At 40.6% G+C, this 15,272-nt stretch carries 16 protein-coding genes; 12 read left to right on the forward strand and 4 right to left on the reverse strand.

Annotated features, from left to right (window positions below; genetic code table 11):
- The first annotated feature begins 57 nt into the window (after positions 1–57).
- Genes H5201_RS12695 through H5201_RS12705 form a run of 3 tightly spaced genes read left to right on the forward strand, consistent with a single transcriptional unit; the run spans position 58 to position 3,040 of the window.
- A complete protein-coding gene (locus tag H5201_RS12695) occupies positions 58–2,520 on the forward strand; it encodes a YdbH domain-containing protein (RefSeq protein ID WP_182784724.1) in 2,463 nt (820 codons plus the stop codon).
- Positions 2,513–2,695: a YnbE family lipoprotein gene (locus tag H5201_RS12700; protein ID WP_149981408.1), complete on the forward strand. Its 183-nt coding sequence runs from the start codon at positions 2,513–2,515 to the stop codon at positions 2,693–2,695. The genes H5201_RS12695 and H5201_RS12700 overlap by 8 nt, the downstream gene beginning before the upstream one ends.
- Positions 2,696–2,704: 9 nt before the next feature.
- Positions 2,705–3,040 (forward strand): YdbL family protein, encoded by a 336-nt coding sequence (locus H5201_RS12705; protein WP_149981407.1) that lies wholly within the window; start codon positions 2,705–2,707, stop codon positions 3,038–3,040.
- 27 nt (positions 3,041–3,067) lie between these two features.
- Here H5201_RS12705 and H5201_RS12710 read toward each other — a convergent pair whose 3' ends face one another.
- A complete protein-coding gene (locus H5201_RS12710) occupies positions 3,068–3,631 on the reverse strand; it encodes a DUF1415 domain-containing protein (RefSeq protein WP_182718396.1) in 564 nt (187 codons plus the stop codon).
- Entirely contained in the window at positions 3,624–4,922 is a 1,299-nt protein-coding gene (gene waaA, locus H5201_RS12715) for a lipid IV(A) 3-deoxy-D-manno-octulosonic acid transferase (protein ID WP_182784725.1), read from the reverse strand. Before waaA ends, H5201_RS12710 begins: the two co-directional genes overlap by 8 nt.
- A 153-nt stretch (positions 4,923–5,075) precedes the next feature.
- On the opposite strand from waaA, the gene H5201_RS12720 reads away from it, so the two are divergent.
- From H5201_RS12720 to hldE, 3 genes are read left to right on the forward strand one after another with little or no spacing between them, the layout of a single operon-like run.
- On the forward strand, positions 5,076–6,530 hold the full coding sequence (locus H5201_RS12720) for a capsule assembly Wzi family protein (RefSeq protein ID WP_182784727.1): 1,455 nt from the start codon (positions 5,076–5,078) through the stop codon (positions 6,528–6,530).
- A 33-nt stretch (positions 6,531–6,563) separates the two neighbouring features.
- Entirely contained in the window at positions 6,564–7,154 is a 591-nt protein-coding gene (locus H5201_RS12725; protein ID WP_182784729.1) for an SIS domain-containing protein, read from the forward strand.
- Complete coding sequence (gene hldE, locus H5201_RS12730; protein WP_149981403.1) at positions 7,154–8,593, forward strand: bifunctional D-glycero-beta-D-manno-heptose-7-phosphate kinase/D-glycero-beta-D-manno-heptose 1-phosphate adenylyltransferase HldE; 1,440 nt, start codon at positions 7,154–7,156, stop codon at positions 8,591–8,593. Before H5201_RS12725 ends, hldE begins: the two co-directional genes overlap by 1 nt.
- Positions 8,594–8,596: 3 nt before the next feature.
- On the opposite strand, the gene H5201_RS12735 is transcribed toward hldE, so the two are convergent.
- On the reverse strand, positions 8,597–9,319 hold the full coding sequence (locus H5201_RS12735) for a 3-deoxy-D-manno-octulosonic acid kinase (RefSeq protein WP_182784731.1): 723 nt from the start codon (positions 9,317–9,319) through the stop codon (positions 8,597–8,599).
- Positions 9,320–9,447: 128 nt separating this feature from the next.
- Between H5201_RS12735 and H5201_RS12740 the strand changes: the two genes are divergently transcribed.
- The 6 genes from H5201_RS12740 to glpG all read left to right on the forward strand — a co-directional run bounded on the left by H5201_RS12740 (position 9,448) and on the right by glpG (position 14,690).
- The gene (locus H5201_RS12740; protein ID WP_182761505.1) at positions 9,448–10,506 is read left to right on the forward strand and encodes a glycosyltransferase family 9 protein; all 1,059 of its coding nucleotides are present in this window, start codon (positions 9,448–9,450) and stop codon (positions 10,504–10,506) included.
- On the forward strand, positions 10,503–11,057 hold the full coding sequence (gmhB, locus tag H5201_RS12745; RefSeq protein WP_182718391.1) for a D-glycero-beta-D-manno-heptose 1,7-bisphosphate 7-phosphatase: 555 nt from the start codon (positions 10,503–10,505) through the stop codon (positions 11,055–11,057). The genes H5201_RS12740 and gmhB overlap by 4 nt, the downstream gene beginning before the upstream one ends.
- A 154-nt stretch (positions 11,058–11,211) precedes the next feature.
- A complete protein-coding gene (locus tag H5201_RS12750; protein WP_182784733.1) occupies positions 11,212–12,408 on the forward strand; it encodes a glycine C-acetyltransferase in 1,197 nt (398 codons plus the stop codon).
- Positions 12,409–12,462: 54 nt separating this feature from the next.
- The gene (gene tdh, locus H5201_RS12755; protein WP_145235065.1) at positions 12,463–13,488 is read left to right on the forward strand and encodes an L-threonine 3-dehydrogenase; all 1,026 of its coding nucleotides are present in this window, start codon (positions 12,463–12,465) and stop codon (positions 13,486–13,488) included.
- A 66-nt stretch (positions 13,489–13,554) separates the two neighbouring features.
- Entirely contained in the window at positions 13,555–13,872 is a 318-nt protein-coding gene (gene glpE / locus H5201_RS12760; protein WP_182739872.1) for a thiosulfate sulfurtransferase GlpE, read from the forward strand.
- Positions 13,869–14,690, forward strand: coding sequence for a rhomboid family intramembrane serine protease GlpG (glpG, locus tag H5201_RS12765; RefSeq protein WP_182739873.1), 822 nt, complete (start codon positions 13,869–13,871; stop codon positions 14,688–14,690). Before glpE ends, glpG begins: the two co-directional genes overlap by 4 nt.
- Before the next feature lie 21 nt (positions 14,691–14,711).
- Here glpG and H5201_RS12770 read toward each other — a convergent pair whose 3' ends face one another.
- On the reverse strand, positions 14,712–15,119 hold the full coding sequence (locus tag H5201_RS12770; RefSeq protein WP_145235070.1) for a flagellar basal body-associated protein FliL: 408 nt from the start codon (positions 15,117–15,119) through the stop codon (positions 14,712–14,714).
- Positions 15,120–15,272: the final 153 nt, after the last annotated feature.

Below are 15,272 nucleotides of genomic sequence, written 5' to 3' on the forward strand. Positions count from 1 at the left end.
TCAAAGGTCAAAGGTCAAAGGTCAAAGGTCAAAGGTCAAAGGTATTTTAAGGATAATATGTTTAAGCGTGTAGGTTGGGGGTTATTAATTCTAGTGCTAAGTGTACTTTCACTTGGTTATATTTTTCGCATGCCGATCACCTTGCATTTTGTTGCTCCTTCACTGCATCAAGCTGGAGTTGAACTGCATTGTTTGGATTGGTCGTTAACAACCAATCTGGATCTCCATGTACAGCGAGCATGTATTGGCTATCAAGGGCAGTTGCTTGAATTAGCTGATATTACGGCCAATACTCAAAACATCACGGTTAACCGTGCAAATTTAATACTGGTAACTCCCGATTCTTCGACTCAGCCTAGTGTGGCTAAAAAGCTTGCTTTGGCGTTACCGCAAGCTCGCCCGTTGTTACACCTAAAACGTTTAGTGATCACTCAGTCTCAATTAAAAAAACCACTTATTATCAGCATAAATGAGCCGGTGTTAAATCAGTTTGTTGTTACTGGTGATGTGAAAGCTGAGGTTGACGTTAAAAATACCAAGTTGGCAGGAAATATTGAGCTTGATGAGCGACTACTTTCTACAGTTAAGGCCGCGACTGTAAACTCGATTGCAGGACTTAATTTAACTAGCCAACATAGATTCGCTTTTGATGGTATTGTACTCGATATAGATACTCAGCTAGGTGCTGATTTCACTTACGCCATTAATACCTGCTCGATGACAATTAAAAGTAGTGGCAAAGTCAGCAGTCACTATAACTTAAATTCAAAAACATTAACCCTAGATGCTCAGCAATTAGCAACAACACTCAATGGCAAAAATGAGTGTTTACAAAGTTTGGCTGGTGTTATCGATGATGATGCACAGCAGCAATTTGTTACTCGGCAAATACCGTTAAATTGGCGATTAGTTTTACCTAGTAAGATAATTGTGCAAGACACTCAATTGACATTAGATCAGCTAACATTGCAGGCAGGATCACAACTGCTCATGAATGTTAAACAGTTAGCGGTTGATATAAAGAACCCTTTAGAAACCCTATTGGCACAATTCGCGTTGTCGTTTTCGAGTGATGATATTGCATTATTAGATATAGCCGCGAGTGTTGTTAGCAGTGATATTGATGGTAACTATCAGTTAAAAGTGGCTGCGCTGCCTGATTTTATCGATGTTGATGCGCAGCATATTAGTGCACAAGGGCATTTTTCAATAAATAGCATATTGGCTGCACAGCCTGCTCTCGAATTGTCAGCACAATTAGCGCTGGGGCAATTAAAAGTGCATGATATTGGCATTGATAATTACCAAGCAACTTTTAAGGCGAAGCTACAAAGTAATCAATACTTAACCGCTAGCTTATCGAGTCAGATTGATAATGTTAATATGGGGAGTATTAAACTATCTCAGCTGACGAATCAGCTAACTGCTGCAGGAAGTTTGTCAGCAGGGGAATTGTTTTTTGATTTAACCAGTGAAACAAAGTTAGCCAAGCTACAAACGGAAGAATTACGAGTTAACGATATTCGTATAAGCTCAACAGGTTTACAAAGTCGTGCCCTGCAAGCATCTCATCATATATATGTAGAGGGGATAGAGCTTGTGGCAATGCATAATATAACAAGCACAGCTCATCCATTTGAGGTGATAATTTCAGAGCAGTTAGTTACTAAGCTTAATCCACTGCTTCATCAATTTGTGCCGCTTGCAACCTTAACAGATGGTAAAGTCAGTGGCCGTATTGCTGGTGATATTAATCTGCAACAGGCCGATCTCTCTTTACAGCTAGTCGGTGTAAGTGGTTTATACACAGATTACCTTGCTAAGCATTTTAATACTCAATTTATAGGTCGTTATGATTCAGGGCAGCTTAATGTTGTGCCTTCTACATTTGAACTAAATGAATTACGAGCTGGTGCTGTGGTGAAGCAGCTAACAGGGTTTTGGCAAGTGCGGGCAAATGAACTTGCTGTTACGGAGCTTACAGGGAAGGTTATGGGAGGGCATTTTTTGCTGGATAAATATCGCCTTACAGAAGAGCCGCAACAAGCATTAGTTACATTTGACAATATAGATGCTAGCAAGGTCATTACCCTTGATGCTAAATCGGGTATTAGCTTAACTGGAAATGTAGCTGGACACTTGCCTGTTTATTTCACAAAAGCGGGTATTGAGGTTAAAGGTGGGCAGCTTGTTAATCAAGGTGCTGCTAAATTACTTATCACTGATAATGCAGCTTTTAATTCGGTAAAGGCTCAGCAACAAGAGTTAGGACCTATACTTGGCTTGCTTGAAAATTTAGATATTCAGAGTATTAAAAGTAGTGTTAACTTAAAACCGGACGGCTGGATGACCTTAGGCGTTAATTTGCAAGGGTATAATCAACAGCAAGCACAGCAAGTTAATTTTAACTATAATCATGAAGAGAACGTGTTCACACTATTACGAGCACTGCGCTTAAGTGATGAAATTACGCAAAAAGTTGAACAAGAGTATTCAACAAAAGGAAGTAATAATGACTAAATGGTTAGTAATATTAACCGCATTGGGATTACTCAGTGCATGTACGCATCGTGTTGAGGTGGCCGCTAAGGAACCTATTACAATTAACTTAAATGTTAAGGTCGATCATGAAATCCGCGTAAAAGTTGATAGAGAACTCGACAGTTTATTTAGTGATGACAGCGAATTATTTTAAGGAGCAAGTATGAATATAGTAAAAAATAAAAAACTAAGCATTGTCACTTTATTAAGTGCGGTGTGTTTGTCGTTTTCGGCTTGGGCCATTTCGTTAGATGATGCAAAAAATCAAGGGCTAGTGGGTGAGGACAGCTCGGGTTATTTAGGCCTTGTGGTGCAAAATGCAGAGGCAAAAGTGGTTGTCGATGAAATTAATGCTAAACGTAAAGCACAATATTTAAAGCTCGCTAAAAAGAACAACTTGTCGCTTTCTCAAGTAGAAGCGCTGGCAGCTGCTAAAACGATTGAAAAAACCCAATCGGGTCACTTTGTTGAAGTGAACGGAGAATGGGTTAAAAAGTAACATTCCTTTTTACTAAAAGCTGAGTGATTAAGCACTCGGCTTTTTACATCCAGCAAGTAATTGTTGCCAAAAGTCGATGCCTTTTCGGCGAGCTAAATTGATGTTGTGATCTGGAATTGATTCAGGTTCATTATAATCATCAAGTGCTGCACTCATACTAGCCTCACGAATTAGATGTAAGGTAGGAAAAGGCGCGCGGTTAGTGTAATTTGCTGCATCATTGTCATCACTATCGGCAAACACATAGTCAGGATGAAAGTTGGCTATTTGATATTTACCTTCAAAGCCTTGGGCAACTAATAGCGCATTGGCTAAATCCACTAAATCTAAAAATTCCTCAAAGTCAGTAAAGCCTTGTTCAAACATCAATAATGTAGTCTCTCGAGCCGGTTGTTGATCAAGTTCAATACATTGTTCGATCATCTCCATCACAGCATCATCAATGCTGGTTGCTTGGCTGGTTTGATAATGAATGCAATTATTTTCAACTTCTTTACGGGCAAAGGGGCAAAAGTTATATTTAACAATGACATTAGCTACCCATAAACGGGTTTGTTGTTCTGGTAAGGTTAGTTTTTTTTGTTCAGTCATTGTGTGGCTCTAAAAACTTGTTAATGATGGCGATCGTTTTCGCGATGGCGCCTTGGTTGTTAGCAACACATTGTGCTGCCTGTAGACCTAGCTGCTGGCAAAACGCTGGTTGTTGATGAAGCTCGTATAGTTGCTCCGCTAACATCTTTGTATCGCTTACTTGTATACACCCACCTGATGCAATCAGTTCAGGGTAAACATGGTTGAAATTATAGGTATGCGGGCCTGTTAAAACACCGACAGAAAATGCCGCTGACTCGAGAGGGTTATGCCCGCCACGTGCAATTAAACTGCCGCCAATATAATTGATGTTGGCCATACCATATAAACATTGCAATTCACCTAAAGTATCAGCAAGGAGTACTTGTTCGCTTTGATAGTTATTTTTACTGCGGCGGCTAAAGCTCAATGGTGAGTCATCAAGCAATGTGGCGACCTTATCAAATTGTTCTGGGTGGCGCGGCGCAATAACTAGCAGTGCATCTGGAATCTGTTTTAGCAGCTGCTGCTGAGCAGCTAATATCAGCTCATGCTCACTAGGGTGCGTGGAACCGGCAACCCAGATAAAGCGCTGATTATTGTATTGGCTTTTTAGGGTATCGACTTTGTCTAACTGCTCACTAGTTGGCTTTATATCAAATTTAATTGAGCCAGTAATATGCACTTTTTGCTCATTGAGGCCAAGCTCAATAAAGCGTTTAGCGTCTTCATGATTATGACTAGCTAAAGCGGAAATTGATTGCATTATAACCTTAGTTAATGGCGCTACTTTTTGATAACCTTGTTGCGATTTTGCTGAAAGCCGCGCATTGAGTATCAGTACAGGAATATTCTGTTGTTTGCACTGCGCCATAAGATTAGGCCAAAGTTCGGTTTCTAAAATACATATTAACGTGGGTTTAACACGCTTTAAAAAGCGCGCTGTAGCACAAGGGTAATCAATAGGTAAATAGGCGCACTGTAACGAGTCTTTAAAATTATTATGTATTTGTTCACGGCCTGTGGGGGTGTTACAGGTTATCATAAATGAATAACTTGGCTGTTGGTATTGTAGCTCTTTAAGCAAAGGCGTTGCAGCAAGTACTTCACCAACTGAAGCGCAGTGGATCACTATTAGATTACCTTTTAATACTGTACTTTCTTGTGAGGTTTTTTTTACTGTAATGAAGCCAAACCGTTCAGCAAAGTGCGCGCGATAACCTGCGTTCTTTTTACCTCTAAGTATATATAAATAAAAGGTTATGAGAGGACTTAGCAAATAAAGAATCAGTGAATAAAAAAAGCGTGCCATTTTTCAGCCTCGAATTATAAACACTAATGATAACGCGGATACCCTTTAAGCAAAATGCGAAATTGTTAAAAAGCGTTAGAACAGAGAGTTTTGGGTGTTTAGTTGCAGCTAATTTGGTAATATTTAATTACCATTATGAAAAATACAGTCGTTATGAAATTCAAATTGATAAAAGCCGTGGTATTAACCAGTTTTATGAGTTGCGCATTGCCTTCACTTGCAACACCAACTGCTTACTTACCAATTGGCATGGATGCACAGCTTGATCATCAGCTCGATACGTTATTTGCCTTGACGTCAGGCACACCGATGACAAAGCCTTATCGCTTAACGGAAGTTGAAGCGGCGCTTACTAAATTGCAAAATGCACAGCCAAGTTTAGTCGCGGCAATACGTGCTAAAATTAAGCCTTATCAAGGCAACGATAATATTACTCGAGTAGGTGTTAAGCTGCGTGCTGATGGCAGCAATGCAACCAAGCTTGCCAATCAACGTGGTGTGAGCTCTGATGAATGGGGGCAAGTGTTCTTTGAGGGTATTTGGCGTCCTAATGACTATACCTTGATGCAAGTGGGAGTTGATTATCGCGCGAAGCAAAATAAATTCGTTAATTATAACAGTTTTGTCAGTTTTGCTGGCGAAGACTTGCAGTTAAATATTGGTTACAAAGAGCATTGGTTTTCGCCGTTTAAGCAATCAGCGCAGATTATTTCTACTAATGCCCGTACCTCGCCATCAATTTCATTAGGGATGGTGGCACCAGCCCATAACTGGTGGAACTTTGATTTTGAGCTTTATTACTCCGAGCTTGAACATGTTGAAAAAGGCATATTATATCAAAATGAATTGCATGATGGCACGCCTCGCTTAGCTGGCACACATATTAGTTTAGAGCCTGTAGATGGGTGGAAAATTGGCATTAATCGTATGATGCAATTTGGTGGTGGGCCTCGTGATGTTGGTTTTAGCGATGTAGCTAAAGCATTCTTTGACCCTGCAGGTAATGATAATGGTGCAATAGCGGGGGGCCCTGATAATGAACTTGGCGACCAGTTTGCTTCAATAACGAGTGTTGTGAACTTTAATTGGGGTATGCCGGCAGAGCTTTATTTTGAGTATGGCGGCGAAGATACCAAAGAACACAAAAACTACCAATTTGGTAATATTGTTTATAATTATGGCGTGTTCTTACCTCAATTAACTAGCGATCTGTCACTTCGCTACGAATATACTAGCATGCATAGTCTTTGGTATATGAATTACATATATCCAACAAATGGCAATACTAATGATGGCTATGTTATTGGTCATTATGCTGCTGATAAACGTTATTTTGGTGATGGTGTGCCTTCGAATATACATAGCCTTGAGGTCTCTTATGCAGCCACACAGGATTCTTTTTGGCGTACAAAGTTTACTTTAATAGATAACGAGAGTGGCTATGTTAACGATTTTGGTGGTGTTAGTGAGCAATATAAACAAGCCATTGAGTTACAAATCAGTAATAACCGAAAGTGGCAAGAATATAATATTGAAACAACTTTAACTTACGGCGAAGATGTCTTTGGTGATAACTATACGTGGTTGTCAGTGGCACTTTTTTGGTAGTAGCTAGTCAGACTAATTTTGAGAGGATTACCCATGTCTAATATTGATTCTGTAGCGAGCAGCTACCTTGAAAGTTTAACCCGTCACCAAGTATTGTTTGAAACGATGGAAACCTACCACCCTCAAGTAATGCAATTGCTTGAAGTTTGCCACAGTACTTTGCAAGCTGGTGGAAAAGTAGTTTGGTTTGGTAATGGTGGCAGCGCAGCAGATGCTCAGCATTTAGCTGCAGAGTTTGTCGTACGCTACAAATTAGAACGTGGCCCATTAGCATCTATGGCGCTAACAACCGACACTTCCATCTTAACTGCGCATAGTAATGACTATCACTTTGACACAGTTTTTGAGCGTCAGGTTCTTGCGTTGTGTAAGCCTGAGGATTTAGTGATTGGTTTAACTACCTCTGGCACTAGCGCTAATATTAATATAGCGTTAGCTGCTGCAAATGAAATAGGCGCTTATACAGTTGCATTTACAGGCCGCGATGGCGGTAAAGTAAAAGATATCGCTAAATTATCCATTATTATTAAAGATGACGAAACAGCACGTATTCAAGAAGCACATATGTTTATTGGTCATTGGTTATGTGAAGCCATTGATATGGTTGTAGCGGGGCAGAGGTAATGGATCTAGCGTTATTAAAAAACCTGTCTAACGCTAAAATATTAGTGGTTGGTGATGTGATGCTTGACCGTTATTGGCATGGTGATTCAGGGCGCATATCGCCAGAAGCACCTGTGCCAATAGTGAAAGTAAGTAAATTTGAAGATAAAGCCGGTGGCGCCGCAAACGTGGCAAAAAATATTGCCCGTTTAGATGGTAAAGTTGGCTTGTTGGGTTTAATTGGTGAAGATGAAAGCGGCCAAATCTTAGAGCGAATTCTTGCTGATGAACGTATAGATTCACAATTAGTCAGTGTTTGTGATTTGCCAACTATTTCAAAAATGCGTGTGATTAGCCGTCATCAACAAGTCGTTAGACTTGACTTAGAAGAGATGTTTACTGAGCAACACAGCCAACTACTTTTAAACCGTCTGGAATTAGTATTAGATGAGTACGACTTTGTTTTATTCTCAGATTATAATAAAGGCTCATTAAGCTTGATCCAGCAAATGATAAAACTTGCTAAAGGTGCTGGAAAAACAGTTCTAATTGATCCTAAATCCTCAGACTTAAACTTATATCGCGGTGCTGATTTTATTACTCCTAACTTGAATGAATTTAAGCTTGCCGGTGGTAAAACAGATTCTGAACAACATTTAGCAGACAGTGCCCGAGCACTGATCAGCGATGCAGGGATCGCGGCCATGCTATTGACTCGCTCAGAGCAAGGTATGTCACTTATTAGTGCCGATGAAAAACACGATTTTGCAGCGCAACAGCTTGAAGTCAGTGATGTTACCGGTGCTGGTGATACTGTTATTGCAACTCTGGCGGTGATGTTAGGTGCAGGAATGCAGCCTAAAGATGCAGTGGAAATTGCTAACCTTGCGGCTGGAATTGCAGTGAGTAAATTAGGGGCAGCTACGGTATCGCCTGAAGAGTTAAGTCGTAAGTTAGGTCAATACTTACAAAAAACCGGTGAGCATTATCAAACCCCATTTGATGATGTGCTTCAGCATATTGAGTTTGCAAAGCAAAATGGTGAAACTATCGTCTTCACCAATGGTTGTTTTGACATTTTACATGCGGGGCATGTGCGTTACTTAGCACAAGCCAAAGCACGTGGAGATCGTCTAGTCGTCGGTTTAAATAATGATGAATCAATAACGCGTTTAAAAGGTCCAGAGCGCCCTATTAACCCGCTTGATGAGCGTGCTATGGTGCTGAGCGCTTTGGCATCAGTTGATTGGGTAATTCCATTTGGTGCAGTTGAAGAAAACGATACACCCGCTAAATTAATTGAGCTGATCAGTCCTGATATCTTAGTAAAGGGTGGAGATTACACTGTTGAACAAATTGCAGGCGCTGATCATGTACTTCGCCATGGCGGAAAAGTTGAAGTACTTGAGTTTTTAAATGGCTGCTCTACGTCAAAAGTGATCAGTAAAATAAAGGCTTAACGGCTATCTTTTAAGAGTGGACTGGTATGCTGTGTGTAACTGCTGCCAGTCTGTAGTTTGCCAATGCATTACTTTATTTCGGCCTTGCTCTTTATGAAACGAACGAGCAAGGCGGGTCATATTAGCTTGTTGCCAATTACTGGCGGGGAGTTTTAGTTCACCGCGGTCAAAGTCAATAATGTATATCTCGCCCGTTTCATCAAATAGAATGTTGTTAATATTCAAATCAGCGTGATACACCCCATGATTATGAAAATCCGCAATCGTGTGTGCTACTTTAATTAACTCTTGTGCGCTAAAGGGACGTTGTTTTAATATATCAAGCACACTTTGTGCGCCTGCAACAGCTTGAGTAATTATATCGCCACGGTAAATTAAGCCAGCTTGCGATATTTTAGCTGCAATCGGCTTTGGTACATTGAGGCCTAACTCGTACAGTTTCATCATTAATGAAAACTCTTGGTAAACACGGGTTTTTTCTAGTCCAAAAAACACATATTGATCACTTAGCACTTTACCCACTAAACCGCCACGCCAATAATGCCTGAGCACTGCTGTTAGCCCGTTATGGCAGAAAAACCATGCAGTTGCGCGACCTTTTTTGGCACCGACAATTTTTCCTTGCTGCTGCCAATATTCATTATCAAACCAATTTAAGCTAATTTCGGCACTATGTTCAGGATGGCTTAAAATAATATGTTCATTGATGGTTTGCTGGTTAAACATGGCGTACTTATTTTATTGCAGGTGATAGTGCTATCTTAACCTGTTTTAAAGCCGAGCATAAGTGCTTGCAATAGTGAGTGGTTAATTTAAGATCATGATAATTATCCAGCATAAAGCAAAGGACACCTGTGACTGACTCAACCACCTATTCAGATATTTGTATTTTAAGACTCTCAGCAATTGGTGATGTTTGCCATGGCGTATCTGCAGTACAGGCAATTCAAAAAGCGCACCCCAATGCAAAAGTTACCTGGGTGGTCGGCAAAATTGAAGCCATGTTACTAGCTGATTTACCCGGTGTTGAGCTGGTGGTGTTTGATAAAAAACAAGGCAAAGCAGCCTATCAGCAATTAAAACAACAATTTAAAGGGCGTAAGTTTGATGTGTTGCTGCATATGCAAGTGGCACTTCGAGCTAACTTAGTGGCCCGTTGTATTCCTGCAAAAGTTAAAATTGGTTTTGATTGGGCACGCTCAAAAGAATTGCATAGCTTGTTTATTAACCAGCGCATTGCACCACAGCAGCAGGCTCATGTGTTAGAAGGCTTTAAAGGCTTTGCGCAGGCGATAGGCGTACCTGATTATCAACCAAACTGGCAAATGCCAGTCAGCGAACATGATCAAAGTAATGCTGATGAATTACTTGGTACGGAGCGATTAGAGGGGCGAATTTTTGTGATTTCTCCTGCTGCCAGTAAAAAAGAACGCAATTGGCTGGCTGAACGCTATGCTAAGCTTGCAGAACATGCCTACAAGCAAGGGTTTCATGTGGTGATCACGGGTGGCCCGACAGAGCTTGAAGTGACGCTCAGTGATGACATTATTGCAGCCACTAAAACGCCAATCCTTAATTTAGTGGGTAAAACAAAACTCAAAGAGTTGCTTTGCGTACTTAAACGAGCTGCATTGGTATTAGCACCTGATACAGGCCCTGCTCATATGGCCGTCACCGTAGGCACTCCCGTTATTGGTTTATATGCCCACTCAAACCCGAAACGCACTGGACCCTATTTATATCAAAATTACGTGGTTGAGGTGTATCACCAAAACTTACTCAAGCAAACTGGTAAAACCGCTGAGCGATTACCTTGGGGTACGCGGGTTAAAGGCAGTGATCTAATGAGCCAAATAAGTGTTGATGAAGTAGCTTTGATGTTTGACCTTGTGGTTGAGAAAGAGCAATTATGAGCAATATCAATAAAGCCTTATTTTTAGACCGTGATGGCGTGGTTAATATTGACCACGGGTATGTTTATGAGTCGGATAAATTTGAATTTGTGCCAGGCGTATTTACTGCATGTAAGGCGTTTGCTGATGCAGGCTATAAACTGATCATAGTGACTAATCAATCTGGTATTGGCCGTGGTTACTATTCAGAGGCGGATTTTCACGCTTTAACACAGTGGATGATAGCCCAATTTGCTGCGCATCAAGTAAAGGTGACGGATGTTTACTTTTGCCCACACCACCCGAAAAAAGCATTACCCGAATACCTCAAACAGTGTGATTGTCGTAAACCAGCTCCGGGCATGTTACTGCAAGGTATCGCTGATCATCATATCAATCCAGCTTGCAGCATTATGGTTGGAGACAAACTAAGCGACATGCAAGCGGCAAGTAAAGCGGTTATTGGCACTCGGGTGCTTGTACGATCCGGGCAGGAGTTTGATGCGGTAGCCATCGACTCGGCAGATCATGTTTGTGATTCGTTAGCAGACTTACCCTCAATATTGCTATAGCCCAATGTAAACTGGCAGCATAAGTTGTCAGTTCCTTATTTCTGCGATGAACTACAAACAGTGCATTTGTTTGACTAAACTTTTACAATAGCCACAAAGATGAGCCGTGTTAACTTAAGTACGCTCACCCCGTTCAATAATTTGGAGATTACAGATGAGAGCATCTGCGTTTTTTACTCAGCTTCAGCAGCAAATTGAAGATGTAAAAGCCGAAGGCTTATATAAAAATGAGCGTATTATTACTTCGCAGCAGCAAGCACAAATTCAAGTTGCTTCTGGTGATAAAGTTATTAACTTCTGTGCAAATAATTACTTAGGTTTAGCGAATAGCCCTGAGCTGATCCAGGCTGCACAAAACGGCTTAAATGACCATGGCTTTGGTGTTGCGTCAGTACGCTTTATTTGTGGTACACAAGACATTCATAAAACATTAGAGAAGAAGATCAGTGAATTTTTAGAAACGGAAGACACGATTTTATATTCATCATGTTTTGATGCCAATACCGGTTTATTTGAAACAATTTTAGGCGCTGATGATGCGATTATCTCTGATTCGTTAAATCATGCATCTATCATTGATGGCGTTCGTTTATGTAAAGCAAAGCGCTTCCGTTATGCAAATAATGATATGGCAGATCTTGAAAAGCAATTGATTGCTGCCGATGAAGCGGGTGCAAAAACAAAATTAATCGCCACCGATGGTGTGTTCTCAATGGATGGGGTTATTTGTAATCTTGAAGCGGTCTGTGACCTTGCTGATAAATACAATGCACTTGTTATGGTTGATGACTCTCATGCCGTTGGCTTTGTTGGCGAAAATGGTAAAGGCACACCTGAGTACTGCAACGTGCTAGACCGTGTTGATATTATTACCGGCACTTTAGGTAAGGCGCTTGGCGGTGCATCGGGTGGTTATACATCTGGTAAAAAAGAAATTGTTGAATGGTTACGCCAGCGCTCTCGCCCATATTTATTCTCAAACTCATTAGCGCCTTCAATCGTTACAGCATCAATCAAAGTATTAGAAATGCTCGCAAATGGCAGTGAATTGCGTGCTAAGTTATGGTCAAACGCTAAATACTTCCGTGAGCAAATGGAAGCGGCTGGATTTACCTGTGCAGGTAAAGATCACGCGATTATTCCAGTAATGTTAGGTGATGCTAAAGTTGCGTCGGCAATGGCTGATAAGTTATTAGCAGAAGGCATTTACGTCACTGGTTTTTCATTCCCAGTGGTGCCAAAAGGCCAAGCGCGTATTCGTACACAAATTTCTGCTGCGCACAGCATTGAGCAATTAGATACCGCAATTGACGCCTTTACCCGTATTGGTAAAGAAATAGGCATTATCTAATTAATTTATTTTAAACCGTTGTCTTCGCAGCGGTTTTTTTATTGAGTGTGATTCATGAAAGCATTATCTAAATTAAAAGCAGAACCAGGTATTTGGATGACGGATGCGCCAAAACCTGAAGTTGGGCATAACGATTTATTAATCAAAATTCGTAAAACCGCTATTTGTGGTACTGACGTACATATTTATAAGTGGGATGAGTGGGCGCAAAACACTATTCCTACGCCTATGGTAGTAGGTCATGAATATGTCGGTGAAGTGGTTGATATGGGTCAAGAAGTTCGCGGTTTTAGTGTTGGTGACCGAGTATCGGGCGAAGGGCATATTACCTGTGGCCATTGTCGTAACTGTCGCGCTGGGCGTGTTCATTTATGCCGTAACACCACTGGTGTAGGTGTTAACCGCGAGGGGGCTTTTGCCGAGTATTTAGTGATCCCAGCGTTTAATGCATTTAAAATTCCAGACAATATCAGTGATGAGTTAGCTTCTATTTTTGACCCATTCGGTAATGCAGTACACACAGCACTGTCATTCGACTTAGTGGGTGAAGATGTATTGATCACAGGTGCAGGCCCAATTGGTATTATGGCTGCTGCAGTTGCAAAACATGTTGGCGCACGTCATGTAGTGATCACCGATGTCAATGAATACCGATTAGACCTTGCACGTAAAATGGGCGCAACGCGTGCAGTTAATGTGGCTAATGAAAAGCTTGAAGATATTATTAAAGAGCTTGGTATGACAGAAGGCTTTGATATTGGTCTAGAAATGTCAGGCGTACCGGTTGCATTTAATAGCATGTTAAATAACATGAATCACGGTGGTAAAATTGCCATGCTAGGTATTCCACCATCTGATATGGCGGTTGATTGGAACCAAGTGATTTTTAAAGGCTTAGTGATCAAAGGGATTTATGGCCGTGAAATGTTTGAGACCTGGTACAAAATGGCCAGTCTTATTCAGTCAGGGCTCGATCTAAATCCAATCATCACTCATCAATATTCAATAGATGACTTCCAAGCTGGCTTTGATATGATGATTTCAGGCCAATCGGGGAAAGTAATTCTTAACTGGAATTAATTATCCACTTGTTAAGAGAATTAAAGGCGGCATTTGTCGCCTTTTTTGTAATTATAAGAGAGTACTATGGCATTTAAGCATATTTCAATTACCGAAACTCAAGCACTACTTAATAAAGATGATGTCGTGATTGCTGATATTCGCGATCCTAATTCGTATCAAGCAGGGCATATTCCGGGTTCAGAGCATTTATCAAATGCCAATATTGGCGAATTTATGATGAACAAAGAGTTTGATCAGCCAATTATTATTGTTTGTTATCATGGTATGAGCTCACAAGGCGCAGCCAACTACTTAGCTGAGCAAGGCTTTGAAGATGTATACAGTATGGATGGTGGTTTTACCCAGTGGGAAACCCAATTTCCGGAGCAAGTGGAACGATGATCGAACTGGGTAGTATAAATAATCCACGTGCAGCACAAGGCTTTATTGATTATATAAAAAGCCAAGGCTTACAGGGCGAGCTTCGATCGCAAGATGGAAAAACGGTAATTATTTGTGTTGCCCCAGAGCATTTCCATCAAGCTCAGCCATTATGGCAAGCGTTTGTAGAAAACCCCAATCATGCCCGTTATCAAGAGGCATCTTGGCAAGTAGGAAGTACGCAATCACCGTTGAGCTATCAAGGCCATGACTTAAATTTAAAAGCACGCTTTAAAGCATTGAGCTGGTTAAACCAAACGGTCACTTTATTATGTGTAGGTATTTACATTGCCTTCTTACTCGGTGGCTTTGAGTCAATTTATAGCGTATTACAGTTTAAACCCAATCAACCATTAACTTGGCTTACACCTGCAATTGTGCATTTTACTGCTGTGCACTTAGTGTTTAATATTATGTGGTGGATCATGCTAGGCGATGGTATTGAAAAGCTCAGTGGTAAAAGTACTTTAGTAGGTCTTTTTTTAGTGACCGCGCTATTTAGTAATTGGGCTGAGTTTATTATGGTTGGCCCTAACTTTGGCGGCTTAAGTGGCGTTGTTTATGGTTTACTTGGGTTTTGTTGGATCCATCGGGCATTGAACCCGCAACAACCGGCTTTAGTAACTAATGGTATTATTGGTTTTATGCTGATTTGGCTGGTACTAGGCTTTGCTGACATGTTGTTTGTAAGTATGGCTAACTGGGCGCACTTAGGTGGGCTATTAAGCGGTATGGCTTACGCGTTTACCGCTCAATTGTTTACTAAAAAAACAGCTTAAGATACTCAGTTATATAAGTACTTAGTGATATAAATATTTAGTAAATAATACTTCGCGAATGATCTCTTGCCCTGTTTCTTGTTTTAACAGGGTTTTGAGTTTTTCGGCACAACGCTTTCTGATCTCTTCACGGCCGGTGAGTGATTTAATTTTTTCTTCAGGCTCTTTTGATAAAATTTCTACCAATGCATCTCTAAGTAACGGGGTGTGATGCTCAACAATAGCAATGTTTGACATATCACTGAGCATTAAATCTACAGTAATACGCACATAACCTAACTTTTTATTACTCTGACCAATATAGTTGGTAATGATATCGGGTTCGAAACCAAAGTAGCCCACAGTTGATTCAGCTTTGCTTGCAAAGCTGCTAAACAAGCTAATAAAGAAAGTGCTAATTAATATGCCAGCGTAAAGCGTTTTTTTCATATTCAGTAGAGAGCCCTGTAATTAATTGTTATTAGTCTATACGTAATAATGGCTAAGATACAGGCTGATGCAGCTATTATATTCATTAATCATCACTTTTTCCCCGACGCGGGCAGTGGTATCATTTAAAGGGTTATTATTAAATAGAGTTAT

This window comes from Pseudoalteromonas sp. SG43-6, assembly GCF_014164365.1.
Lineage (GTDB): Bacteria > Pseudomonadota > Gammaproteobacteria > Enterobacterales > Alteromonadaceae > Pseudoalteromonas > Pseudoalteromonas rhizosphaerae.